Source organism: Bacillus cereus group sp. BceL220, assembly GCF_051776965.1.
Classification (GTDB): Bacteria; Bacillota; Bacilli; order Bacillales; family Bacillaceae_G; genus Bacillus_A; species Bacillus_A cereus.
Window position 1 is genome coordinate 475,830 of record NZ_JBPWBC010000004.1, and the last position, 25,812, is coordinate 501,641.

Genomic DNA, 25,812 nt, shown 5'->3' on the forward strand with positions numbered 1-25,812 from the left:
TCTACATTCCCCCATCCAATTTTCTTCCCCTAATATAAATTACACATTATAACCTGTTCTTCCTTTTCTCTTCGCTCGGTAGTTTTTCACTTTCGCGATCGTTCCGCACGCTCTTCCTCCTTCTTCTCCAGCATACATACCGCACCATCTTTTACTTCCATTACGCGAATGATCATAAAATACCCAACGACAATCTGGGCATGCTTTTAACCTTCCCCACAAATTTTCTTGAATCGCCATTAAAACAACGCTTAATACTTTTGTATATACATTCTCTTCGTGCACAGGCTCATATGTAATACCTTTCATATCTTCTTTTACATGTACATGAAATGGGTATTTCTCTAACCACTTTTGCAATGATCCTTCGCCTTCAACGGTTAACCGAATATCTTCTCGAAAACTTTTTAATTCCTCTATCGTATGAAATGGAACCTCTTCATGAAAATATTTTTTCATAAAGAGCTTTATATCCTCTTCTGTTTGCAGGAAATCAATTGGCTCTCTCGTATCGTTTGGTATTTTCCATGTATTTAAAAATTCCCGAATATATTCTAATTCATTTGGTGCATTTTGATTCAATTCCATCCACCTTCTTCTTAAAATTTACTTTTTTCTGACTTTATGTATAATTATAATATAAAATAGTTAACCATTAAATAATTTTACTGGTTACAATATTAGGAGGAGTTCTATGAAAAGTTTCTCAATACCGATACGTTTCATGCTTATTTCTTCATTTTTTATGTCTTTTGGGTATTTTGCAGTATACGCATTTTTAGCTATTTATCTATTAAGCTTTCTTCATTTTTCTGCTGTTCAAGTAGGAACAGTGTTGACGGTTATGACAATCACATCACGAGTTGTCCCATTATTCTCAGGATTAATTGCTGACAAAATAGGCTATATCATTATGATGATAGCCGGATTATTTTTAAGAGGAATCGGATTTATCGCTTTAGGAATATGCTCTGATTTCTATACAACTTCTATTTCTTCTGCACTTATTGGCTTCGGAACCGCATTTTACGAACCTGCTGCGCGCGCCATATTCGGCTCACAACCAGCTCATATGAGAAAAAATTTATTTACATATTTAAACCTTAGTTTTAATTGCGGTGCAATAATTGGACCAATTGCAGGAGGGTTCTTACTCTTACTCGATCCAATCTATGCTTTTTCTCTAACAGGATCTCTTATGCTGTTATTTGCTTTTATCTTTTACTTACTTAAAAATCACTTCCAAGTCACTACTGAAAATACGTCTATTACATTAGGGCTACAGGCTATCTTACAAAACAAATCTTTCCTTTTGTTTTCATTTATTATGATTTTCTTCTATATTATGTTTACTCAGCTTACTGTCGCACTTCCACTTCATATGAAAAACATTAGTAATAGCAACCAGCTTGCTACACTAGTTATTACGATAAATGCAATAACAGGCGTCATATTTATGATATTATTTCGAAAACTATTTCATAAATACAATACACTTTCGATTATTAAATACGGTGTTTTATTAATGAGTATTTCCTTTTTACTCATTCCTTTATTTCAACACCCGTATTGGCTATTTATTTGTGTAATTTTATTTACAATTGGCGAAACACTCGTATTACCTAACGCTGATATCGCTATTGCAAATTACAGTAACGAATCATATACAGCTACTTACTTCGGATTTTATCAACTATCACTCGCATTTGGTTTTATCATCGGTAATTATACCGGTACATCTTTTACAGCCAACTTAAGCGGAATGTATACACCATGGCTTATTTTCGGCGGAATAGGACTTATTGGCTTTATTTCACTCCATATTTTAAATATTAAAAAAGAGAGCTCTAAAGAGGATATATATTTATGTAATGAGACGAAACCTCTTTAAGGGGTAGCACCACATCGCCATCAAGCTAAGCTCATACAACGTCAATTATAGTAGAGGCTGTTTCCTTTTTCTAAAGGCTACATGTAGGAAATTTAAAGATTTGCATATGAAATAAACCCTAACGGGTTTCCTTTTTTTGAATTAAGCCGCTTGATTATCAGACATGGTACAATTGTAAACGACACCTAATATATCAAAGACCGTTTTTTTCTCATATCGATGAGATTTCCGCCCGTTTTGCTGTAGGAGATTGAACAGGCGAAGTAACACCTTTGATAGCTCTTGGGTGTTTTTTTGTATAGTTTGGAATAGAAGAAGAAAATATTCTTTAATCATATATATGGCTTTATACTCACTAAGCTCTCGTTTTTTCTTCATGAGGAGCAATTGGCGCATTTGAAACATGATAGAAGAACAGATTAGAATGGCAATCAATTGACCATATAAATGGCACTCCAATCGTTCTGGTTTTATCTTTTTACAATGATGAATTTGAAAGAATGACTTCCACGTTTTAAATAAAATTTCGATCTGCCAACGTAAAGAATACCAGTCATGTACCTGTCCCATCGGGACAATATCTGTAGGGGTGTTTGTCATATATACATTGATACCACTGAGTCGTTTACTACGAGGAGAATACTTCATTCCTTTCTTTTTTTCTCTTACAGCTTGATCTTGTAATCGTTTTTGTTGCTGTTGTTTTGTTAATCGGTGAACAATTACACGAGCTGGCACTTTATCAATCATTCCTACATAAGCATCGGCTATTTCACATGTTTGTCCTGGTTGAAGGGAGTTCATTAACGTCTCCATATCTATCTGTATATACTCTGTACCTTTCTTAATTCTTCCGTCTTGAAAATAATCAGGGTTAGGATTCTTTTGATAAATACGTGTATTCGACTTGATACGAGAGATATAGTAGGCCTCTTTATCTTGTATATATTGAAGGTCTTTTAAATGAAAATAACCTAAATCTCGGATACATAAATCATTTGCTGTCACAGTTGGAGCACACAGAGAGCCGTAAGTGCGATCATGTTGTTTACCTGGACCTGTATGAATATGAAGGAACTGTCCACTTAACAAATCATACTCAAGTTGAATTTTTATCCCAGCTGTATGGCTGCAGCCTCCTGCACCTGGATAAACCGATGAAAATACATCCGGGAGTTGAAATGCAGTTGAATCTAAAATACGAATACGCTTGAAAACAGAAGTGTATGGAGAAGAAATCGGCATAGATGCGGCCAATTTGTTGCTTAGTAGTTCGGCTAGTAGGTGTTGTAAAAGTTGGACGGCCGCCTTATTAAACCGTTGATTTAGTCCCTCAGGACTGATGAGTACTGCAGTTGATGCTTCTAAACAGCTAGATAACTGAGTTAAAGAAGTCATAGCTACATTTTGGCTCACCCATACACATAAAGCGACTAAATCTTTTGCTTGGTACTTACTGGTTCGTTGTACAAAACCAACACCTCTAGCAAGATCCCGTAAGGTATTTGGAGATAAAAAACTTTGAATCTCTTGAGCAAATAGTTGTAATTCGTCAGACACAGAAACAGACATAAAAAACGCCATCCTTTCCTATCATTCTACAGAAAGAATAGCGTATTTTTTCATTTTAAGGGGTATTTTGTTTTGTTAGCCTGATATTGATGTGGCGAACCCCTTTTAATCCATTTAGAATAATATATCATGTATTGTGCATGTTTTTATTTGAAATCATTCGAAATACCTTTACATAAAAAACAGCACTAACAAGCGAACAAAGTAATATAATTCCAAACACAACAATTGGAGATAACCATGTAGAAAATACAATCATAATAGGTGCAATACAACGCCCAATGGTGAATTGTAAATTAGAAGCAGCCATATATTGTCCTCTGGAATTTTTAGGTGCATACTTACTTACAAAACTATGTACAACCGGCGAGCGAAGCAATTCTCCAAGAGTTAAGATTGTCATAAATCCAAACAATAGCCATATATTCGTTGTAAGTCCAATTAAAAACATACCCGTGCCAAATAAAACATTAGAAATAATTAAAATATTACGATCGCTCCAATTCTCAAAGCATTTTGCGACAGGTAAAGAGCATAAAACAAATAAAATCCCATTTAACCCCATCATCCATCCGAAAATCTCAGTATTACTCAGAGAGAATGAATCATTATTCCATAGAAATAGAGATTGAGTTGGTACAAATTCTTTTACATATAATGCAAGGTAAAGATCTAACTGCATGAAAGCTATCATAATCAAAATCCCAGCAAATATGTAAAAAGTGAAAATTTTGTCGCTAAAGATTTTAATATAATTATTCCATTGTTCCTTAAAAATTCGTGATAGTGAATTTTTATTTCCGACATTTTTAGAGGCCTCTGGTAATGTTTCTCTAATTATAAAATAGATTACTATAAAATAGATAAGTGTAACAATTGTACAAGTCCATAACAATTGACTTCGATAATGAAAGAAAAAAATTGCACCTAGGACCGGTCCAAATACAGCACCAATATTATTTGCTGTAACAAAAGTGGCAAAGACTATTCTTCTATCCTTTTCTAGTACAAGATCAGCTATCATTGCAGAACTTGCTGGGCTGTAGATTGATCCCCCAATCCCAATGCCGATATAGGATAAATAATTAATCCAATGTGAATTAGACAAGGCAAAGATTGCAAACATTACAACCTGTATGATTGTACCTAATAGCATTACAGGGCGACGTCCTAATCGATCCGCCAAATATCCGCCAAATAAATTACCGATCATACCCATAAGAGGTACAATAGCCATTAACATTCCACCAATGGTCTTACCAAAAGCATCGCTATAGTATATCGCCATGAATGGAAAATACATCCAAAATAATGTATTGAAAAGGGTCTCACCAATCAATCTAGTTTTTAAGTTGCGATCCCATGATAACCATTTCAATATAATACACCCCCTATTTTAACTTGTTAAATATTTTCCATACACTCTATGTACTGTAAGTCCTAAACGATTATAATAGCATAAAGTAAATCCATTTTACAAAATCAATATATAAAACTAACCTAAACCTTAATTTTAATAAATTTTTATTATCAGTAATTAATGGGGAATTTCCCTTAGCGTATCTTTTTCATTTAAATATGGAATGGGGCTATACTTATCAAGCAGCATTCTGATATGTCCCAAAACAAAAAATATTTCTCTAGTTATTAATGAGAATCTATTTCATTTTTTCGTTATGGGGGTAACCAGTTTCGTTAGCTTGATAGCGATGTGGTGCTACCCCTTTAACACATTACAATTAAGATGGTACCTTTAGACAAGCAACCTATAATAAAAAGATTCGACCATCATATTTGACAGTCAAATCTTTTTATTTTTCATATTCAAGATGATTATGTCTTTTACAACCAAATAAATAGCAAGCCCCTAAATGATAAGTTTCAAATTCTAACCCTGGAACATATCCAGATTCGATACGTTCTATCATTTTTTTATAACAATTATTCTCTTCTGTATATTCCTCAATTAACTCTTTCTTATCTTCTTCTGTCCAGTTTTCTTCTACTTCTTCATTCTGAACATCTTCTATTTCTGCTGTTTTCGCTTCGATCGATTCCCGTATAACTTCATTTATACGTGAGAAATTATTAGCTTTATATAAAGCATACACAAACCTACTAATCCAATTAGGGCTTTTCCAAACTTCTTTGTATCCCTTTTCGAACCATTCAATTGCTTCGTTATAGCAATTCAACTCAACATATAAATCTGCTATATTAACTCCTCCTAAAAAATCATCGGATTTCCTGTTAAAAGCATCTAACTTCTCTTTCGCTTCTGTCGTTCGCCCTAAATCAATTAAACATTTTACATAGCTATACATGATATAGTCCGAATCCCCCGCAACTCGCAAGAAAAATTCCGAAGCTTTTTCTAACTCTCCAAGGTTATAATGCGCTACAGCTACATTGTGAAATGCTTCATTGGATGGTTGCATCGAAATAGACTTTTGTAATACTTCTTTCGCTTCTTCCCACTTTTCTTGTTTCGTGTAAATTTCCCCTAAGATATTATAAGGAAAGTATGAGGAAGGATTCAACTTAACAACTTCTTTTATTAATTCAAGAGCTTTAGCATCATTCTCTTCCTCATAAAAGTACATCCATGCAAGATTATTGAGAGATTGTACACCTCTAGATTCATGTACAGCTCGTTGAAACAGTTCCATTGCTTCCTCATATTCATTTTGTTCAAACATTTCAATTGCCTTCTCGTTAATGTTCAAGTAACTACCTCCGAAGTGAATGAATTCATCTATTCCACATCGTTATTTTAATATGAAAAAATTGTAATTTCCATAAAAATAAGTTCTTTCGCCTGTCTACATGTCATCATATAGTTGGATAGCCAATTCATAATGATTTTGACAACACTGCTTTCTACAGAAAATATATACCTACTGGAAAGATACTGATTTAAAACAATAAGTAAACTTTTCAAACCCCTTAAATTGGATATACAGCCTGTTTAAATTTACATATTATGGTACAATCAAAAAGAGTGCTAGCTAAACAGTTACGTTCCACACTAGCAGTCTAGCAATGCCAAAATCAAAAATCACTTGAAATTGGGGGATGTTATGAGAAAGAAATTAAGCGCTCTTCTATTCATCGGAATCATATTATGCGGATGTTCAACTATAGCAGAAAATTCTTTAGAAACTGGAAAAGGCAGTATTGAATTATTAACACCGACGATTACAACAAAAGATAACGAATTAGAATTTAAGACTGAAGGCATTGATGAAAATAAAGTGACGTTTATTTATGTCCCCAATAAAAAAGTATTGGAACAAAAAATTAATAATGGCGAACCCTACAAAGTTAACATTAAAGATATCGAGCACGCTCATAGGACAGATTACAAACCAAAAGTTCAACTTTTGCAAACGCAAGATGATCATAAAGATGGAGAGATGGTAACGTTTAAACAAGTTAGATATACAGTTAAAAAAAATTAATTTTATAGGTATTTCATTATAAATGTAACGAACGAAAATTCACTTTTAACAGAGGGTACATGTAAGGGGTGCTAGCATGAAAAGAAGATGGATTTATTGGTGGATTGGTAACATATTTTGGATTATAACTTTCGGGATATTGGCAGCTATCATTTGGCTAAGAGAGGTTGATGGGACTGGTGTTACTCAAACACCTGAGCTGAAATTAATAGCCTTTATCGTTTTATTAATTGCATTTATATTACCACTAATTATTCAAGTTGTATGGTCACTTGTTAATCTGAGAAAAAGCAGAAAAAAATAACGCAGAAAAAAGAGAGGAATCTTTTTCAATATAGATTCCTCTCTTTTTTATATGGGGATTATGCCGTGCTTTTAAAGCTGCACAACTCCCTTTTCTTTACGATACATGTTCATCTTTCTTCTTCATTAACGCTCTTTTCTTCATCGCCTTCGTTAAATATCCACCCTTAAACGAGCGAATTTCATACGAAGACATAAACGCTTTCGGTGCAATTTCATTAATGATTTCTAAAAGCTCTTTCTCTCTAGAACGCTTTGCGACGATATCTAAGCGATAACGTATAGAATTAATACCTTCGCCTTCAAATACTGTAACGCCAAATCCAGAGTGACGTAACTCATCTACTAATTCATTACAACGGTCTAGTAAACTAACTTGATACGTAATATAACCAATTGCTAATTTATTCTCTATATAACCGCCTAATAACAGTCCCGCACTAAAGCCAATGACATAGGCAACGATGTTCATCCAATTTGATAAATCTTGAAACACAATACCTAAACTGACAATGTAAATAGCTCCTTCTAACAATCCAACACCAGCAGCGGATCTTGTTTGATTCTTTACAAGCAAAATCGTACGGATTGTTAAAATTGGAACGTAAATAATTTGAAGCACAAAAATAAGTAGCGCTTGTAACATTGGTATCCACCTCTTTCAAAAAGTCTTTTGTCATAATAACATACATAACCTTTAGAAATCGATGGGTTTTTTAAAATTTTTTTATTATTTTTCATACTATTGAAAAACGCAAAAAAGAAGCGTATTATATTTGTCGTTAATTTGATTACTTGTATAATATCGCTAAACTAAAAAAGGAACCCGATTAGGTCCCTTTCATCATAGCTCTATGTTTTTCGAAGCATGTTCCCTTTGTTTCTCTTCTTCTTTCACTAATTGCATATTTGCATAAGCTAAATTTGCAATCATTAAAAAGTGACCACCTAAAATCCCTGTACCGAATGCCCACATTTCCATTTCATGCTCAATTTCATACATGATGATAGCTCCTAAAATAGCAGCTGCAAATCGGTTTAAAACTCCTAATCCAGGAGCCTTTTCCTTCATTACGATACTTTTCCCGAGTTTCTCCACTCTGCGAGCTAATAACCAAAGACAATAGGCGCTTACTGCTAATCCAATACCGAACCCTGTCACTTGTTTTCCAAACGGAGTAATCGTCCACATAAGTAGTAAACCACTAAAGATCACATACAATTGTAATCGATATACACGTAAGGCTTCTTGAATCAAAATATCCGCTCCTAAGTTCTCATTTTTTGTACTTTAGAAGAAAAGCAGCAACTTACACAGTTGCTGCTTTCTCTTCTTCTTGTTCTTGTTCCATCTTACGAATTTCAACACGTTTAATTTGGTAAGCGTCTTTTTCTAACACTTTAAATTCATAACCTTCTGCCTCAACGTGTTGTCCTTCTTCGATTTCATGATTTTGCATCATAATCCATCCACCGATTGTATCCACATCATCTTCTTCGATGTGTAATCCAAATAAATCTTTCACTTCTGAGATAAGCACTTTTCCATCAACAATGATATGTTGCTCGTTCACATGTTGAATTGGCGGTGCTTCATCTTCATCATATTCGTCACGAATTTCGCCGACGATTTCCTCCAAGATATCTTCAAGCGTTACAATTCCGGCTGTTCCTCCGTACTCATCATATAAAACAGCCATCGGAATTCGCTTCTTCTGCATTTGAAGTAATAAATCGTGAATTGGAGTCGTTTCCATCACTTCAATAATCGGACGCATATACGAGCGAATAGATGATAAATCTTTTTGATCCTCGGTCATATATCGAATAAAGAAATCTTTTACGTTGACCATACCGATAATATCATCTTTATCTTCTCCAAAAATCGGATAACGTGTGTATCGCTCATTTTGGATTACTTTCATGTGTTCTTCTACTGAATCTTCCAGGTAGAAACCAACGATTTCTGTTCGCGGTACCATAATCTCTTTTGCAATACGATTATCAAATTCAAAAATGTTATTTACATACTTGTATTCAGCTTGATTAATTTCGCCACTTTCATAGCTATCTGAAAGGATAAGACGTAATTCTTCTTCTGTATGAGCTACTTCATGTTCTGAAGCTGGCTTTAAACCAAATAAACCAGTTATCACACGAGCTGAACCGTTCAATACCCAAATAAATGGATACATTACTTTATAGAACATCATTAATGGACCTGCCAATAATAACGTTACCCTTTCAGCCTTTTGAATTGCCATCGTTTTTGGAGCTAATTCTCCTACTACAACGTGTAAATACGTCATAATCATAAAAGCAAGACCAAATGTTAATACTGATGAAATAGAAGGATTTAAGTTCCATTTCTCAAATAACGGGTGTAATAACTTTTCAATTGTCGGTTCACCTAACCAACCTAATCCCATAGCTGTAACTGTAATACCTAATTGACAAGCAGATAAATATTCATCTAAATTTGTTGTTACCTTTTTCGCTGCTAAAGCACCGCGTTTTCCTTCCGCAACAAGCTGATCGATACGGCTTGAACGTATCTTTACAATCGCAAACTCTGCTGCTACGAAAAATCCAGTAAATGCGATTAAAATCGCAACCATGACTAAATTAAATATTTCCAATGAATCCCCTTAGTTAAAAAACTAAGGTGTCCACCTCCTGTATACTATAATGTTTTCTTATTTGTTTGTTAGAAAACATAGCCCGATACAAAAATTAAAGAGGTCGGATTTCACTTATTCTATAATAATAGAGCAAGTGTCTGTATTAAAGCTGTCGTTTGACCTGATAAAGATTTCGATATTTTTTCACGTTGTGAATCAGTCAATTCATCTAAAAGCGGTTTTAACTCAGTAAGCTCCACTTCTAATCGATGAATATGGTCTGTCACTTCATTCACTTGTTTCGAAACGTGTTCATTGATACCGAGCAGCTTCTTCTTCTCCTCGATTTTCTCTTTAATCTCACAAAGCGGCATATGCATTTCTTTGCACTTCTCAATAAATTGTAATGTCTCAAATGCTGTTTCGTCGTAATAGCGATAATTAGATTGAGATCGCTCCGCTTTTAAGATACCTAGATTCGTATAATAATCAATCGTTCGTTTCGACACGTGAGCCATGAGAGCCAACTGTCCGATTCGATACACCTTCCCAACGATCTTCCCCCCTTGTTTATATTACTTACATCATACAACACATAAACTGTACAGTCAAACGTGACGGTTTATTATTCACAGTTTATATAAAATTCCAAGCTCCACCCTATTATTATTCAATACGAGTAATCTAAACTCATACAATAAAATTACTAAACTATTACCTAATCACTACATTGTCTGCACCTTTTAACCTTTCTTATTTAAAAGCATATCCTACTAATAACGATTGCTTGTATAGGAGGGAATTAACATGAAAAAGACAATCATTTCTCATTTTTATAATGAAGAATACCTACTTCCATGGTGGCTTATGCATCACACGAAAATATTCGATCACGGCATTTTAATTAATAGAGGGTCTACAGATCGTTCCGTAGAGATTTGTAAACTATTAGCACCCCACTGGGAAGTACGAAATTCAAGATTTCTTGAGTTTGATCCAACTAATACTGATATTGAAGTGATGGAAATTGAAAGAGAAGTTTCAGGTTGGAAAATCGTTTTAAATACTACTGAATTCTTTTGTTGTAATAATACTGAAGAATTTTTTTCATCTCTTCATACACTAGGCCAAAACATGTATGCGATTAGAATGATTTTAATGATAGATAATCATAATTATAATTATTCAAAGCCTAGATATTCTATCCCCTTAGTAGAACAGCGATACCACGGTGTCTTCCCTTATAACCCAAATCTAGGATGTGCTTGGAGATTTATTCACAATCATCTAGACGGTGCATATTTACCTGGTAGACATCATTCGCGGCACGGATATATAATTTATGACTATCCTTCATTTATTTTAAAATTCTATTTTAGCCCTTGGAATGAACAATCAAAAGCAAGAAAATTACAAATTACACCTACCCTTTCAAAAAGGGGTATTCAAATGGGGCTTCAAACACATTACGGTCAATCTCCTGAAGTACTGGACATACGTTTTTTAGAGCTTAGTAACCTAACACAAGACCTCCGTCATAACCCTGAATATCAAGAATTATTCCCAAAATTCAAACCGTAATATTTTCTGCATCGTCATCACCTCAAACATTTTCATTCGCTTAATCAAAAACAATCTCATTTGCATAAAACATGAATACTGTATAAATAATAAATTTTTATTTTAGGAGGAAAAAATGAAAGCTGTTATTCTTGCTGGTGGGTACGGTACAAGAATTGGGGAAGAAACACATTTAAAACCGAAACCTATGATTGAAATTGGAACAAAGCCCATTCTATGGCACATTATGAGTTTGTATAGTCATTACGGGATTACTGAGTTTATTATTTGCTTAGGCTATAAAGGATATGCAATTAAAGAGTTCTTTCTAAATTACAACTTACACATGTCTGATTTCACAATACAGTTAAACGATAATACAATTACTAGCCATTCTCATCGTGTAGAACCATGGAAAGTTACACTAATCGATACTGGTGTAAATACCGAAACGGGTGGCCGAGTGAAAAAGATTCAAAATTATGTCGGAGACGAACCTTTCTGCCTCACTTATGGTGATGGATTAAGTAATGTAAATATAAAAGAACTTATTACATTCCATAAAAAACATGGAAAAATGGCTACTGTTACCGCCGTACAACCTCCTGGTAGATTTGGTTCTCTCATATTAGATAAACAGTCTGTAACATCTTTTCAAGAAAAACCATTAGGTGATGGCGGATGGGTTAACGGTGGATTTTTCGTTTTAAATCCTGAAGTTTTCAATTACATTAGTGGAGATAAGTCTGTTTTTGAAACAGACACTTTAGTTCAGTTAGTAAACAAAAATGAATTGGCCGCATATCAACATTCTGGTTTTTGGCATCCGATGGATACATTGCGCGATAAAAATAAATTAGTCGAGCTATGGGAAAGTAATAACGCTCCGTGGAAGGTTTGGTAATATGGCTTCATCATCTTTTTGGAATAAGAAAAAAGTATTTATTACGGGACATACTGGATTTAAAGGCTCCTGGCTCACCCTTTTCTTAAGTTCTTTAGGTGCAGAAGTAGTAGGCTTTTCTTCTCATCCCCCATCCATTCCTAACATTTTTGAACAAGGTAACGTAGCAAAAGAGTGCACGACAATAAAAGGCGATATTACAGATTACCATTCTTTATGTCATGCCATGAAGCAGCATAAACCCGACATAATATTTCATTTAGCAGCTCAGCCAATCGTAACTGCTTCATACAAAAATCCTATCGATACATTCAAAACGAATGTTTTAGGTACTGTCCACGTGCTAGAAGCAGCAAAGTCCGTCGAAAGCGTACGTGTCATTATTAATGTGACAAGCGATAAATGTTATGAGAATGACGGTAGTGGCGACCGAGCGTTCGTGGAAAATGACCGACTAGGAGGTTCCGACCCTTATAGCGCTAGTAAAGCTTGTGCTGAAATAGTGGCGACATCTTATCACAAATCCTTTTTTTACACGAATACTACTTCGCTTGCTTCTGTAAGAGCAGGTAACGTTATTGGTGGTGGTGATTGGGCAGAAGATCGATTATTCCCTGATATCATTCGGGCATATTTGCACAATCATACTTTGTGTATTCGAAACAAATATGCCATCCGCCCGTGGCAACATGTTTTAGATCCTCTACATGGCTATATCCTTTTAGCTGAGAAACTTTGGGATGATGCTAAATATGCAGAAGCGTGGAATTTCGGACCGATTAATGAATCTAGCAGAACCGTAAATGATGTCATTCAATCCGTAATGAAATTATGGAATAAACGACTCACAATCCATTCTCCTCCTACGAAAACTCCTTATGAATCACCAATTTTAACACTCAACAGTACAAAAGTAGTAAACAAACTCGGCTGGACTCCTAAATTATCAACAGATGATTCTATCGCTTGGACTGTTGATTGGTACAAAAAATATGCATCTGGTGAAAATATAGAATCTTTCACACGACAACAAATCGATGCATTCAAAAATTTATAAGGGGGCTATAAAATGGAACAGAAAAAATGCCGTTTTTGCCACTCATTACTAACCAACACTTTTTTAGATTTGGGCGTTTCCCCTCTTGCTAATTCATTTGTAGCTCCTGAAAGCTCATATAAAATGGAACCTTTTTATCCGCTGCACACATTTGTTTGTAACTCTTGTTTACTCGTACAGCTAGATGAATTTGAATCCCCACAAAATATTTTTCATAACTATTTATACTTCAGCTCTTACTCCTCAAGTTGGCTACTACACGCTAAACAATACGTAGAAATGGCGATTAAGCGTTTCAACTTAACGAAACATTCAAAAGTGATTGAAATCGCAAGTAACGATGGGTACTTATTACAATACTTTCAAAAAGAAAATATCGATGCGTTAGGAATTGAACCAGCAAAAAACGTAGCAGACATCGCTATCAAAAAAGGAATTCCTACTCATGTGAATTTTTTCAGTAATGACTTAGCAAAAAAATTACCACAAGCTGATTTAATCGTCGCAAATAACGTATTAGCACACGTTCCAAACTTGCATGATTTTGTCTCTGGTTTAAAAACCTTATTAAAACGTGATGGAACGATAACAATTGAATTCCCGCACTTATTAAACCTCATATCCTTTAAACAGTTCGATACTATCTACCATGAGCACTTTTCCTACTTCTCACTTATAAGCCTTCAAAAAGTTTTAAGTTATCATCATTTACAAATTGTTGATGTAGAAGAACTTTCAACGCATGGTGGTTCCTTACGGATTTTTGTAAACCATCTAAGTGCCCAATCAACTATCCATTCCAATGTTACAAAATTAATTCAAAGAGAAGTCGACCACGGGTTAGATACTTTAGATTGCTATCTCCTTTTTTCTAAACGCATCGAACAATTGAAAATAAATATTTTAAAGTTTTTTATTGAAGCGAAAGCTTTAAACAAACAAATTATCGGTTACGGTGCTCCAGCTAAAGGAAACACCCTTTTGAATTATTGCGGGATAGGTAAAGAATTTCTAGCTTATACAGTAGATAAAAATCCTCACAAACAAAATCTTCTTTTACCAGGAACTCGTATTCCAATAAAATCTCCAGCAGAAATTAAACGTACAAAACCGGATTACATTTTCATACTTCCTTGGAATTTGAAAGACGAAATTATGAAAGAATGCTCTTTCATTCGTGAATGGGGCGGTAAATTTTTAGTGACGGTTCCAGAAGTTGAGGTGATCGATCCATGAAGAAAGTTGTTGTAACAGGTGGTAGTGGCTGGATAGGTAAATATGTTGTACATTCACTTATACAAAAGGGATATGAAGTGCACGCCACGTATAATAAAAATAAATCCTCTCACCTCCCTTGCCACTGGCATAAAGTCAACTTGCTCCGCGATGACGAAGTAAAACAATTCATTTACGACGTTCAGCCTAGCCATCTCATTCACCTTGCTTGGGAAGCAGTGCCACCAGCATGCTATGTATCTATTAATAATTACTATTGGCTAAAGTCTAGTATTTCATTGATTCAACACTTTACAACATGCGGCGGAAAGCGTGTTGTCGTTGCAGGTACTGGCGCAGAATACGAATGGTTTAACGGCGTATTATTTGAAGATTCACCGCTCCTTTCCTATAAAACCCCGTATTCTTTATGTAAAAATGCACTGCACTCCTGGCTAGAAACGTATGCACAACAAACAGGCCTCAGCATGTGTTGGGGCCGCATTTTTCATATGTATGGACCTTACGAACAAGGTAATCGGCTCGTTTCTAACATTATCACTTCCTTATTAAAAAATGAGAAAGCACTATGTACACATGGAAAACAATCGAGAGATTTCCTCCATGTGAGTGACGTCGCTGACGCTCTCGTAACAATATTAGAACATGGCGTTACAGGCACCATCAATATCGCTTCAGGTCAATCTGTACAAATTAAAGAACTAGCTTCTATCATCGCTAAAAAAATAGGAAAAGAACATTTAATTATACTAGACGCGATTCCTTTCTCTAAGGATGAACCTTTATTCGTCGGCGTTAGTGTAGAACGTTTAAAAACTGAAGTAAACTGGAAACCAACATACGATTTAAATACAGGAATAGACGAAACAATTTTATGGTGGGAATCATTTATACAAAAACATAACGATATGCATCATTAAAACGTAAATCCTTCGTTCCTCTCGCTAATTCCTTATACCATTCTTCTAATCTTTCCGGCGTAATAATATGGTGCGTCCCCATTCCCCCATGCTTACTAGCTTCAGAAAGAGTCGGACCAATTTGTAACTTTCTCTTTCTCATCGCATCGTTCCACGGACTAAACCCAAACCATAATATACAGGCAAGAGGTGGATAAATCATCGATTCATGCGCAGATAAATGTCTTCCAACCGTATAACTTCCATGCTCATGATTATGAATAAATCTACCTCTTCTCCATAACGGCCAATCTTCTGGTAAATAACCATGAAATCGCTGTTTCATTAAAGGTATTCCAAAGTTAAGGTCCGGATAGTTGTAGTTAGGATCATCAACCATAATAAGCCCGTCCAGCCAATACATCCTCCCCCCCAATTCATTTAGCGATTTCCAAAACTGATTTTTATCTTGCACGCAAAGAAACTCAGTCGTATTTAAAATCGTTTTCCATCCTTGTACTTCTTGTTCTATCCTCATCACTTCATGATCTGTCGCATATGCATCAAACTCTGGATTTACAGAATCTCGCACCTCCCAATGCGGTGCGAATTTTTTACAAATCTCAACGGAACGATCTGTTGAACCTTTATTAATTAAAATACCATGATCAAACAGTTTCGTGTGATGCATAAGCCACCATGGTAGCAAATACTCTTCGTTATAAAAATGAGAAATAACGGTTGTAGTTATTACAATCTCCTCCTCTTTCTCTATTAATCTACTTTTTACTCTACAACCAATATACTCACAAACAAAAAATATGTGTCCTAATTATTAAACAAATAGTATTACTAATATTTTTGTAAGTTTTCCTTTGGTGTCCAGCCCTTCTCATCATCTGTTCCTTCTCACCAAACCCATCCTTTCCAGTTATACTTCTCTTCGTGATAAAACATCCAGTTTTCCCAGTCTTCTGGACCAACGTAACTCTCTATCATTTTCACTACACCCCTCTCTTCTAAGCGAATTGGATTAGGATAATTGCTAACATGTGATTTTATAACGATATATTTCATAAGAACCTCCAATAAACTGAAAATTAAGTTATAATATCATTATAAAATTATGAAGGAGGAATGCACTCATGTACTACAACACTTCATTCGAAAACGATCAACCTGTAGGCCGTCTATAAACTAAGACGGGCATTCATTTAGCACATACACTATGCCTCGTCTTAGGGAACTCATATTACCCTAAAAATAGACGGAGGTATTTCAAATGAAACAAACAATTTTAGGAGCTATATACTTATCACTAGCAGCAAGTATATGGGGCGGTATGTATGTTGTTAGCAAATACGTACTCGATTTTATCCCACCACTAACACTCGTTTGGCTACGCTTTATTATCGCTTTTGTTGTTTTATATGGCATTTTGAAACTAGCTGAGAAAAAGCAAAAGAAAAAAGTAACCATTCGCAAAAAAGATTGGCTCCTATTCGCTTGGATTGGATTTATCGGCTATTTCATTTCGATCACATGCCAATTTATCGGAACAAAATTATCCGACGCTCATACAGGCTCGTTAGTTACATCAGCTACACCTGCATTTATGGTTATATTTGCAGCGCTCATTTTGAAAGAAAAACTAACTGCTCGTAGACTTTTATCTACTATAATAGCGACAATCGGTGTCATTATCGTAATCGGATGGGATATTGAAATTGGCTCCTATTTTATCGGAACAATCATTTTAGTTGGAGCCGCTATTACGTGGGCTTTACTATCTATTTATGTAAAAATCGCTTCAATCCAATTTTCATCCTTAGTTATTACAACGTACGCAATTTTCTTTTCACTCTTTTTTATTACACCTTTTATGATATGGGAGCTACAAGCGGCCTCTATCGGAACAGTAAATACGTACGTAATATTAGGCGTATTATACTTAGGAATCGTCTCAACAGCAGGTGCCTTTTTCCTTTGGAATAAAGGATTAGAATTACTGGATGCAAGCATAGGTTCCTTATTTTTCTTCTTCCAACCTATCGTTGGATCGTTACTTGGTTGGTTGCTCTTAAATGAAACATTAAATAGTAACTTTTTTATTGGTGGTATTCTTATTATATGTAGCGTTTTAATTACTACTTTTGAAAAGAAATAAAAAGCAGGCAGAGATTCTTAGTCTCTGCCTGTTCGCATTATTGGATCTTGGTCGTGAAAACCAATACAAATCGGTATATTATTTTGCACTTCACTACGTACACTTATAAAACTACACAGCGTTTTAGCAATTAAATATAAAGTGATACCGATTGCTTTTTCACTTGTGTCAAAGCCATTTTCATTATACATATCCGCTAATTCTACAGACTCCGGTCCCTCAACATCATATGTCCATTCAGAAGCCCAATCATCATCCTCTTCTTCAAGTGGAGCATACTCCTCACAAATATAAAACTGACTAGTCCACTCGTTATCAAGGTCATACTCAAAATAAATCGCTTTTGCTTCTTCATTAGTAGCCATTTCTACAGCTGCATCCAAACCTACTCGAATACTTACCTTATATGACTCTACATCAATTACTTTAATTCGTTCTGCATATTCTGTAGATGCCAACATGCAACAAATATCATAATACTTCGCTTCTATTTGCTCTACTGCTAACGAAAAGACATCCTCTTGCATCTCTTCTAAATACTGAAATATATCCACACTAAATACTCCTCACTCTTTACGCACTCCAATGCGATGGACGAGACAATAATTTCGGTAATTTCGTATGTTTGTCCCCTCTAGCAGCATTAACTTGAACTTGCGTCAGAAAAATACTATTAGTAAAATCAGCCCCGCGAATATCTGCATCTCGCAAATCTGCTCCGATGAGATCTGCTCCTCTTAAATCTGCACCATTTAAGTTAGCCGCAATTAAGTAAGCTCCTCTTAAATTTGCACCTTGTAAATTTTTCTTTTTCAGATTCGCTCCCATAAGGTCTGCTCCGCGGTGAATGATTCGTTTCTTACGCGCAGTATTCATTTCCTTCCATACTAATTCGCTCGTTTCTAAAAGAAGAATGTTCACCTCTGCCCTATGCATTGGAACATTTATTTTCATTAACTCATCTGGATTTAAATTCGAAAGTCGCTCTGTCTCCTCAATTGCGGTCTCCAGCTCTTTATGAATTGGCTGTGTTGCCTTTAAAAGAATCGCTTCATTCAAATACCAAAGCATTTCATGAAGTTGATGCATAACCGGAAAAGCATCGTACATTTTTCTTGCATGCTTTGCATCTTTCCTCCAATCAATCCCTTTAAACGTACCCTGAGAAATCTTCTGCCCAGCACCGAAACATTCAAATACTGTACAACCTTTATAACCTTTTCCTCTAAGATTTTTATGTATACTACATTTAAAATCTGATTGTAAGTTGGAACATGGTTTACCACCATCTTTATTCACTGCAAAATCTACCGATGCTGCAAACGGTAATGCAACGCAACATAGACCGAAGCATGTTTCGCAGTTTGCTTTTAAATGATCGTTATGATTAGTCAAAATCTATACCCCCTGTTGTCTTTTGACTATTTCATAATATTCCAACTGTAATAAATAATCAATTTTAAAATAAACTAGCATCTTTCATTTCAATTCATAACTTTATCATTCGATTTCCTTTCAATTGAAAAGGACTATTTCTATTTAATGAATTATAATTAAATTATAAATTTTCAAACTAAAAGGAGACTTATTATGGCACTAGAAATGAAAACAAACTGTCAAATTTGCGATCAATCACTCGAGCAAGATTCTGAAGCTTACATTTGCGTATACGAATGTACATTTTGCGCACCATGTACAGAAGAAAGGCAAAACGTTTGTCCAAATTGCGGCGGTGAGTTAGTACGTAGACCGAAAAAGAAACAATAAAAAGCAAAGCGATATCGCTTTGCTTTTTATTGTTTTCTGAGTATATGAAATTATATCGGACACAACTTAAACATTTAAAAACTTCACACAAACAGGCTCTGGCACAGCAACATCAGATTGTAAAAGTGTTAACTTTCCTGTAGATTCATCTCTTGAAAATAACACAAGATTATGTGACTTTTCATTTGTAGCAACAAGGAACTTTTCAGTAGGATCTAATACAAAGTCTCTTGGCCAATTTCCTTCTGTAGATGTGTGTTCAACAAATGTAAGCTGACCTGAATTTTGATCTACGCTATAAACAGCGATACTATTATGACCACGATTACCTGCATATACAAAACGGCCGTCAGAAGAAATATGAATCGCACTTCCTTGATTATTTTCATCAAACTCTTCTGGAACAGTAGAAATATACTGTAATTCTGTAAAGGATCCTTCTGTAGGATTATATGTTAACACAATAACCTCTGAACTAAGCTCCGTCATCACATACGCATACTTTCCATTCGGATGAAAAGTAATATGTCTTGGACCACTTCCTGGATTTACAGATAAACGATTCACTTCTGTTAATGTACTATCTTTTACTTCATACGTAATTATTTTATCTATCCCTAAATCAACACCTATCACATATTTTTCATCAGGAGTGTACCCCGCGTAATGTGCATGTGGTTTTTCTTGTCTTTCTTTATTCGGACCTGAACCTTCATGTGCCATAATAGATGAAGCAGGATTTACAGTTCCATTTTCTTCATTTATTTCAAAAGACTCAATCGTTCCTTTATGGTAATTCGCTGTAACTACTGTATGATTTCCACTATCAACACTAATATGACAAGGAGAAGCACCTTCTACTACTTGTCTATTTTTCGCTTTTAGTTCTCCAGTATGACTATCAATGGAATACGCAGCTACACCGCCAGATTCGCCTTCCTTAACAACAGAATAGAGATATTCATTATTTCGGTTAATCGTTACATATGTAGGGTTATCAAGCTTAGCGGCAAGTGTTACATTACTAATTTTTTTTGCTTCTGTGTCTAAAGTAAACTTATATATTCCTTCACTATTTTCTTTCGTGTAAGTTCCAACATATCCATTAAACTCTTTGTTATCCTTCATTTTCATAACCCTCTCTCCCTATATTTTTCATTCATCATACTTCTTAAAATATTTTATGTTGAAAGAGTATCCTAAAAAATCGGAGTACCTCTTTATACGTTACCATATTTTCTTGGTAAATAGCTTTTAAACCCACTTTTTTTGGTACGCTGCTATACTTTCATATTCTTCTTCCAATTGACGGGACAGACGAATATAGATTGGCGTTAAATCTTTATATTTTTCCACACTTTCCATGTTTGGCTCATGATGAAAATCTGCACCTACCATTTCAGAAACTACGGATAATGTATCTATTTCACCTAAACTATATAAACCGAGGATTGCAGCTCCTAAGCAAGAGCTTTCGAAACTTTCCGGAACATATACGTCTTGATGGAAGATGTCCGCCATCATCTGTCTCCAAAGTTCCGACCTTGCAAAGCCGCCTGTCGCTTGAATTTTTTTCGGTTCGCCAATTAACTCTTTTAAAGCGAGAAGAACCGTATATAAATTATAAATTACGCCTTCTAAAACAGCACGGATAAGATGTTCTTTCTTATGATGCAATCCGAGTCCAAAGAAAGATCCTCGTGCATTTGCATTCCATAAAGGAGCTCTTTCCCCTGCTAAATACGGGTGAAACAATAAACCGTCAGATCCAGGATTCACTTTTGCTGCTATTTCAGTAAGTACTTCATATGGATCTTTCCCTAAACGCTTCGCAAGTTCAATCTCTGAAGTACCCAATTGGTCACGAGCCCATCTGAAAATCATACCACCGTTATTAACTGGACCACCGATTACCCAATGGTCTTCAGTTAACGCATAACAAAAGATTCTCCCTTTTGGATCTGTTACAGGACGATTTGTTACAGCACGTATCGCACCGCTTGTACCAATTGTAACAGCCACAACGCCAGGATCTATTGCATTTACACCTAAATTAGATAGTACTCCATCACTCGCTCCTACTACAAAAGGCGTAGAAACAAGTACATTCATCTCTTTGGCCAGCTCTTCATCTAATCCTGTTAAACTGTGCGTTGTTGGAACAAGCTTTGAAAGCTTTTCATCTGTAATTCCCGCAACATGTAAAGCCTCTTCATCCCATTTTAAAGATTTTAAATTAAACATCCCTGTTGCTGACGCTATAGAATAATCAATTACATACTCTTTATATAACTTGTAAAAAACATATTCTTTAATAGAAATGAATTTATAACTTTTTGCGAATAACTCTGCCTGCTCATTCTGTAGCCAAACTAATTTCGAAAGTGGTGACATCGGATGAATTGGTGTCCCAGTACGAAGGTAAATTTCATGACCATTCATATCATTCTTTATTTTCTCCGCCCAGCTTGCACTTCTATTATCTGCCCAAGTAATACATCTCGTTAACGGCTCTCCTTTTTCATCTACAGCAATGATACTATGCATTGCCGAACTAAAAGAGACACAAAGAATATCATTCGGCTGTACACTACTTGATCGTACAGTTTCTTTAATCGTATTTATTACTGCACGAAAAATTTCTTCTGGGTTTTGTTCTGCTGTTTCAGGTGTAGGAGAATATAAAGGATATTCAATTCCATGACTAGCAATAACAGATCCATCAGTAGAAAATAGAACTGATTTTGTACTAGTTGTCCCAATGTCTACACCAATCATATATTTTGAGCTCACCATTTCTTCCTCCTAACAAAAAATTGTTACAGTATCCCACCATAAAAATACATTCCTTTTATCTATTGATAACGTTGTATGCCACAATTATCTAAATAGAAACATCTTTATCTTAAACAAACATATCGAGTAGTAAAACTCCTCCAAAAGCGATAAATGAAAGTAACGTTTCTAATACCGTCCATGTTTTAAATGTTTCTTTCACTGTTAACCCTAGGTATTCTTTTACCATCCAAAAACCAGCATCGTTTACGTGTGAAAACATAAGTGCTCCTGCACCCGTTGCAATGACGAGTAACTCTAAGTTCACACCTGTCGTATTTTCAACGATTGGCGAAACAATACCTGCTGCTGTTGTTAAGGCGACTGTCGCTGATCCTGTCGCAATTCGAATTAATCCAGCAACCATAAATGCTAATACAATTGGAGATAGAGCTAAATGTTCAGACATTTGAGCAATAGCATTCCCTACGCCACTATCGATAAGAATTTGCTTAAATCCGCCACCAGCACCTATAATCGCAACAATTGAACCGATTGGTAATAAGCTATCTTCTGTTATCTTCTTAATAGCTTTTTTATCGATACCTTGACGAAATCCAAGAAAATAGAACGCCGCAAAACATGCAATCAATAGCGCAATGATAGGACTACCGATTAATGTGACAGTCTTCATCAAAGTAGTAGAAAAAGGCACATAAGGAGCTGCTGCAGCTAAAACCATTAACATAACAGGTAACAAAATAACTAAAAATGAAACTCCTATTCCTGGTAATTTCGTTGATTTTGTATTTACACGAATCAATTCTGGCTCATTTTCAGGAATTACACGTTTGTGAATCCATTTAGCGAATATAGGACCTGCAATAATCGCTGCAAAAAATGTAATAATGAGTGAATACAATAGTACCTTCCCAAGATTCGCTTTATAAATACCAATTGCAACGATTGCCCCTGGATGTGGAGGAACAAGGCCGTGTACGACAGATAGCCCAGCAATTGCTGGTAACGCTATCAATAAAATATTTTGTTTCGTAGTTTTATGAATTGAAATTACTAACGGCAGTAATATTAAAATACCTACTTCAAAAAACACCGGAATTCCAATAATAAAACCTGCAATTAACATGGCCCATGGTAAGTTTTTTATCCCAAAGGATTTAATAAAGAACTCTGCCACTTGCATTCCAGCACCTGACTCTGCCATCATTTTCCCTAAAATTGTACCTAATACTAAAATGCCTACTAAATGTCCTAGAACACTTCCGACTCCCGTTTCATAAGCACTCACTATTTTATCCATTGGCATTCCAGACATAATTGCTAAAAACAAACTTGCAATCGTTAAACTAATAAACGCATGCCATCTCCACCAAGATACCCCTAAAATAACAATTACAATTGATAATAATGTAATAATTAAAAGGTACATATTCATACTCAATCCCCCTTTATGTAAACCCTTTCATAATTACTATATAATTAAAAGAACCTATATAGTTCTTACTTGAGTAAAAGATACCTTTACATATTGCTATACACTTAAAAGCATCTTCACATCATAATGATTTATATAAAAAGAATCTCCCTTATTAGAGATACACTATAACTCATCTCTCTAATAAGGGGATTTCTCTTTCATAATTATAATGTTATTGTGATAAATGCTTCGCGCGATCAATTTTTCCTTTTTTAAAAGTGAATGACACTTTCTTCTCTGCTGTTTTCACGTAGTAAGACTACAAACTCAGGATCCAGTTTAAACGATGAAGTTACTTAGGATTTGTCCTCTCATAAAAAGCAATTTTCGGAAAGCACCTTCACTTTCATGCATTATAATTTAGGAGCTTTCGCCCAATCCGCAGCAAACTTCTCAATACCTTGGTCTGTTAATGGGTGCATAGCAAGTTGTTCAATTACTTTATAAGGAATTGTTGCAATATGAGCACCTGCCATCGCTACACGAGTTACATGATCTGGATGTCTGACAGAAGCCGCAATAATTTGTGTATCTAATTGATGAACATCGAATAATTCAGCAATTTTAGCAACTAATAATACACCATCTTCAGAAATATCATCTAAACGTCCTAAAAATGGAGAAACGTACGTTGCACCTGCTCGAGCAGCTAAAAGTGCTTGGTTCACAGTGAAAATAAGTGTAACGTTCGTTTTCACACCTTTTTCAGTAAGATAGCGACAAGCTTCTAATCCTGCTAGCGTCATTGGAAGTTTTATCGTGACATTTTTATCGCCACCGTTAATTTTAATTAATTCTTCTGCTTGAGCAATCATTTCTTCAGCTGTAACAGCATCTGGCGTTACTTCTGCCGAAACAGACTCAACTTTAGGTACTGCCTGACAAATTTCTGCGATACGGTCTTCAAACTTAACACCCTCTTTTGCTACTAAAGAAGGATTCGTTGTAACACCAGCTAAAACTCCAAGTTTATATGCTTTTTTTATGTCCTCAAGATTTGCAGTATCAATAAAAAATTTCATGATCAATTCCCTCCAGTTTTTAAACGTTGATGAGTTACATGTTTAATATGCTTATCCCGTAAAAGCCCGATTGGTGTGGAATAAAGCCCCTACTTATTAAAGTTTCACTTTATTTCTTTTCTACTGCATGTCCGCCAAATTCATTGCGCAGAGCCGCTACAACTTTTCCTGTAAATGTATCATTGTCTAATGAGCGGTAGCGCATTAATAGAGACATTGCGATAACAGGAGTTGCTGTTTGAAGGTCTAATGCTGTTTCTACTGTCCATTTTCCTTCACCAGAAGAATGCATAACACCCTTAATTTCATCCAGTTTTGCATCTTTAGAAAATGCATTTTCTGTTAATTCCATTAACCAAGAACGAATTACTGAACCGTTGTTCCATACTCTTGATACTTTTTCATAATCGTAGTCAAATTCACTTTTCTCTAGAATCTCAAATCCTTCACCAATAGCAGCCATCATACCGTATTCAATTCCGTTATGAACCATTTTTAAGAAGTGACCACTACCAGCTTTTCCAGCATATAAGAATCCATTTTCTACAGCAGTATCGCGGAAGATAGGTTCAACGATGTCCCAAGCTTCTTGATCTCCTCCGATCATGTAACAAGCACCATTACGAGCGCCTTCCATTCCGCCAGAAGTTCCTGCATCCATAAAGTGAATGCCATCTTTCTTTAATTGCTCATATCGGCGGATAGACTCTTTATAATGTGAATTACCAGCTTCAATTAAAATATCTCCTTTTGATAAAAGTGGTGTAACCTCATCAATAACAGAATCAACAACAGCGTGTGGTACCATTACCCAAAGAATTCTTGGTGATTGTAATGACTGAACAAGTTCACTTAAACTAGATGTACCTGTTGCCCCGTACTCTTTCATTTCTTCTACTGCGCTCGTATTTAAATCAAATGCTACTACTTCATGTTTATGATCCATTAAATTTTTCCCTAAATTTAATCCCATTTTACCTAACCCAATTAATCCTACTTGCATAATATAATTCCTCCTCAAATCATCTTTTATTAAAAATCCATATCACTACAATCTGGAATACCTTTCAGCACTGAAA

Annotated in this window: 27 protein-coding genes; 10 read left to right on the forward strand and 17 right to left on the reverse strand. The window is 35.3% G+C overall.

The annotated features are described in order from the left end of the window. Nucleotides 1-39 precede the first annotated feature (39 nt). The gene (locus tag ACS2FK_RS14500) at nucleotides 40-582 is read right to left on the reverse strand and encodes a CGNR zinc finger domain-containing protein (RefSeq protein WP_063548056.1); all 543 of its coding nucleotides are present in this window, start codon (nucleotides 580-582) and stop codon (nucleotides 40-42) included. Nucleotides 583-694: 112 nt separating this feature from the next. On the opposite strand from ACS2FK_RS14500, the gene ACS2FK_RS14505 reads away from it, so the two are divergent. After that, nucleotides 695-1,891, forward strand: coding sequence for an MDR family MFS transporter (locus tag ACS2FK_RS14505; protein WP_063548058.1), 1,197 nt, complete (start codon nucleotides 695-697; stop codon nucleotides 1,889-1,891). 141 nt (nucleotides 1,892-2,032) lie between these two features. On the opposite strand, the gene ACS2FK_RS14510 is transcribed toward ACS2FK_RS14505, so the two are convergent. The 3 genes from ACS2FK_RS14510 to ACS2FK_RS14520 form a co-directional block, all read right to left on the reverse strand. After that, nucleotides 2,033-3,463 (reverse strand): IS4 family transposase, encoded by a 1,431-nt coding sequence (locus ACS2FK_RS14510; protein ID WP_063548060.1) that lies wholly within the window; start codon nucleotides 3,461-3,463, stop codon nucleotides 2,033-2,035. Nucleotides 3,464-3,590: 127 nt separating this feature from the next. Continuing rightward, nucleotides 3,591-4,841 carry an MDR family MFS transporter gene (locus ACS2FK_RS14515; RefSeq protein WP_063548062.1) on the reverse strand — a complete coding sequence of 417 codons (1,251 nt, stop codon included), beginning with the start codon at nucleotides 4,839-4,841 and terminating at the stop codon, nucleotides 3,591-3,593. Nucleotides 4,842-5,274: 433 nt separating this feature from the next. Then, a complete protein-coding gene (locus tag ACS2FK_RS14520; RefSeq protein WP_063548064.1) occupies nucleotides 5,275-6,189 on the reverse strand; it encodes a tetratricopeptide repeat protein in 915 nt (304 codons plus the stop codon). Nucleotides 6,190-6,543: 354 nt separating this feature from the next. Here ACS2FK_RS14520 and ACS2FK_RS14525 point away from each other — a divergent pair, with 354 nt between their 5' ends. Together ACS2FK_RS14525 and ACS2FK_RS14530 are read left to right on the forward strand one after the other, a co-directional pair. After that, the gene (locus ACS2FK_RS14525; RefSeq protein ID WP_063548066.1) at nucleotides 6,544-6,924 is read left to right on the forward strand and encodes a hypothetical protein; all 381 of its coding nucleotides are present in this window, start codon (nucleotides 6,544-6,546) and stop codon (nucleotides 6,922-6,924) included. A 76-nt stretch (nucleotides 6,925-7,000) separates the two neighbouring features. Continuing rightward, a complete protein-coding gene (locus ACS2FK_RS14530; RefSeq protein WP_063548068.1) occupies nucleotides 7,001-7,228 on the forward strand; it encodes a DUF3923 family protein in 228 nt (75 codons plus the stop codon). A gap of 96 nt (nucleotides 7,229-7,324) precedes the next feature. Here the strand turns inward: ACS2FK_RS14530 and ACS2FK_RS14535 are convergent, their stop codons facing one another. The 4 genes from ACS2FK_RS14535 to ACS2FK_RS14550 all read right to left on the reverse strand — a co-directional run bounded on the left by ACS2FK_RS14535 (nucleotide 7,325) and on the right by ACS2FK_RS14550 (nucleotide 10,393). After that, nucleotides 7,325-7,873, reverse strand: coding sequence for a DUF2179 domain-containing protein (locus tag ACS2FK_RS14535; RefSeq protein WP_063548070.1), 549 nt, complete (start codon nucleotides 7,871-7,873; stop codon nucleotides 7,325-7,327). 198 nt (nucleotides 7,874-8,071) lie between these two features. Beyond that, on the reverse strand, nucleotides 8,072-8,485 hold the full coding sequence (locus ACS2FK_RS14540) for an ATP synthase subunit I (protein ID WP_000613876.1): 414 nt from the start codon (nucleotides 8,483-8,485) through the stop codon (nucleotides 8,072-8,074). Nucleotides 8,486-8,537: 52 nt separating this feature from the next. Then, nucleotides 8,538-9,866 (reverse strand): hemolysin family protein, encoded by a 1,329-nt coding sequence (locus tag ACS2FK_RS14545; protein WP_000402258.1) that lies wholly within the window; start codon nucleotides 9,864-9,866, stop codon nucleotides 8,538-8,540. 119 nt (nucleotides 9,867-9,985) lie between these two features. Then, nucleotides 9,986-10,393: a MerR family transcriptional regulator gene (locus ACS2FK_RS14550; RefSeq protein WP_000285639.1), complete on the reverse strand. Its 408-nt coding sequence runs from the start codon at nucleotides 10,391-10,393 to the stop codon at nucleotides 9,986-9,988. Between the two features lie 262 nt (nucleotides 10,394-10,655). Here ACS2FK_RS14550 and ACS2FK_RS14555 point away from each other — a divergent pair, with 262 nt between their 5' ends. The 5 genes from ACS2FK_RS14555 to ACS2FK_RS14575 all read left to right on the forward strand — a co-directional run bounded on the left by ACS2FK_RS14555 (nucleotide 10,656) and on the right by ACS2FK_RS14575 (nucleotide 15,525). Further along, complete coding sequence (locus ACS2FK_RS14555; RefSeq protein ID WP_000750972.1) at nucleotides 10,656-11,429, forward strand: glycosyltransferase family 2 protein; 774 nt, start codon at nucleotides 10,656-10,658, stop codon at nucleotides 11,427-11,429. A gap of 115 nt (nucleotides 11,430-11,544) precedes the next feature. Continuing rightward, on the forward strand, nucleotides 11,545-12,312 hold the full coding sequence (gene rfbF, locus ACS2FK_RS14560; RefSeq protein ID WP_000648807.1) for a glucose-1-phosphate cytidylyltransferase: 768 nt from the start codon (nucleotides 11,545-11,547) through the stop codon (nucleotides 12,310-12,312). Between the two features lies 1 nt (nucleotide 12,313). After that, nucleotides 12,314-13,369 (forward strand): CDP-glucose 4,6-dehydratase, encoded by a 1,056-nt coding sequence (gene rfbG, locus ACS2FK_RS14565; protein WP_063548072.1) that lies wholly within the window; start codon nucleotides 12,314-12,316, stop codon nucleotides 13,367-13,369. A gap of 12 nt (nucleotides 13,370-13,381) precedes the next feature. Then, complete coding sequence (locus tag ACS2FK_RS14570; protein WP_063548074.1) at nucleotides 13,382-14,605, forward strand: class I SAM-dependent methyltransferase; 1,224 nt, start codon at nucleotides 13,382-13,384, stop codon at nucleotides 14,603-14,605. Further along, nucleotides 14,602-15,525 (forward strand): NAD-dependent epimerase/dehydratase family protein, encoded by a 924-nt coding sequence (locus tag ACS2FK_RS14575; protein WP_063548076.1) that lies wholly within the window; start codon nucleotides 14,602-14,604, stop codon nucleotides 15,523-15,525. The genes ACS2FK_RS14570 and ACS2FK_RS14575 overlap by 4 nt, the downstream gene beginning before the upstream one ends. On the opposite strand, the gene ACS2FK_RS14580 is transcribed toward ACS2FK_RS14575, so the two are convergent. Both ACS2FK_RS14580 and ACS2FK_RS14585 read right to left on the reverse strand, forming a co-directional pair. After that, nucleotides 15,494-16,306 carry a glycosyltransferase family 2 protein gene (locus ACS2FK_RS14580; RefSeq protein WP_080469851.1) on the reverse strand — a complete coding sequence of 271 codons (813 nt, stop codon included), beginning with the start codon at nucleotides 16,304-16,306 and terminating at the stop codon, nucleotides 15,494-15,496. The genes ACS2FK_RS14575 and ACS2FK_RS14580 overlap by 32 nt on opposite strands. A 107-nt stretch (nucleotides 16,307-16,413) precedes the next feature. Next, nucleotides 16,414-16,581: an SH3 domain-containing protein gene (locus ACS2FK_RS14585; RefSeq protein WP_000875292.1), complete on the reverse strand. Its 168-nt coding sequence runs from the start codon at nucleotides 16,579-16,581 to the stop codon at nucleotides 16,414-16,416. Nucleotides 16,582-16,786: 205 nt separating this feature from the next. Between ACS2FK_RS14585 and ACS2FK_RS14590 the strand changes: the two genes are divergently transcribed. After that, nucleotides 16,787-17,671 carry a DMT family transporter gene (locus tag ACS2FK_RS14590; protein ID WP_000814762.1) on the forward strand — a complete coding sequence of 295 codons (885 nt, stop codon included), beginning with the start codon at nucleotides 16,787-16,789 and terminating at the stop codon, nucleotides 17,669-17,671. Nucleotides 17,672-17,688: 17 nt separating this feature from the next. Here the strand turns inward: ACS2FK_RS14590 and ACS2FK_RS14595 are convergent, their stop codons facing one another. Beyond that, on the reverse strand, nucleotides 17,689-18,225 hold the full coding sequence (locus ACS2FK_RS14595; RefSeq protein ID WP_000350943.1) for a hypothetical protein: 537 nt from the start codon (nucleotides 18,223-18,225) through the stop codon (nucleotides 17,689-17,691). Nucleotides 18,226-18,244: 19 nt separating this feature from the next. Next, entirely contained in the window at nucleotides 18,245-19,066 is an 822-nt protein-coding gene (locus tag ACS2FK_RS14600) for a pentapeptide repeat-containing protein (protein ID WP_000181453.1), read from the reverse strand. A 195-nt stretch (nucleotides 19,067-19,261) separates the two neighbouring features. Here ACS2FK_RS14600 and ACS2FK_RS14605 point away from each other — a divergent pair, with 195 nt between their 5' ends. Further along, complete coding sequence (locus ACS2FK_RS14605; RefSeq protein WP_001162791.1) at nucleotides 19,262-19,438, forward strand: DUF1272 domain-containing protein; 177 nt, start codon at nucleotides 19,262-19,264, stop codon at nucleotides 19,436-19,438. Between the two features lie 66 nt (nucleotides 19,439-19,504). On the opposite strand, the gene ACS2FK_RS14610 is transcribed toward ACS2FK_RS14605, so the two are convergent. The 5 genes from ACS2FK_RS14610 to gnd form a co-directional block, all read right to left on the reverse strand. Beyond that, on the reverse strand, nucleotides 19,505-20,572 hold the full coding sequence (locus ACS2FK_RS14610; RefSeq protein WP_080469852.1) for a lactonase family protein: 1,068 nt from the start codon (nucleotides 20,570-20,572) through the stop codon (nucleotides 19,505-19,507). 120 nt (nucleotides 20,573-20,692) lie between these two features. Next, nucleotides 20,693-22,234 carry a gluconokinase gene (gntK, locus tag ACS2FK_RS14615; protein ID WP_063548080.1) on the reverse strand — a complete coding sequence of 514 codons (1,542 nt, stop codon included), beginning with the start codon at nucleotides 22,232-22,234 and terminating at the stop codon, nucleotides 20,693-20,695. A gap of 109 nt (nucleotides 22,235-22,343) precedes the next feature. Next, nucleotides 22,344-23,669 (reverse strand): gluconate permease GntP, encoded by a 1,326-nt coding sequence (gntP, locus tag ACS2FK_RS14620; RefSeq protein WP_063548082.1) that lies wholly within the window; start codon nucleotides 23,667-23,669, stop codon nucleotides 22,344-22,346. A 395-nt stretch (nucleotides 23,670-24,064) separates the two neighbouring features. Continuing rightward, a complete protein-coding gene (fsa, locus tag ACS2FK_RS14625) occupies nucleotides 24,065-24,733 on the reverse strand; it encodes a fructose-6-phosphate aldolase (protein WP_000667692.1) in 669 nt (222 codons plus the stop codon). A gap of 109 nt (nucleotides 24,734-24,842) precedes the next feature. Then, complete coding sequence (gnd, locus tag ACS2FK_RS14630) at nucleotides 24,843-25,736, reverse strand: phosphogluconate dehydrogenase (NAD(+)-dependent, decarboxylating) (RefSeq protein ID WP_001195925.1); 894 nt, start codon at nucleotides 25,734-25,736, stop codon at nucleotides 24,843-24,845. Between the last annotated feature and the right edge of the window lie 76 nt (nucleotides 25,737-25,812).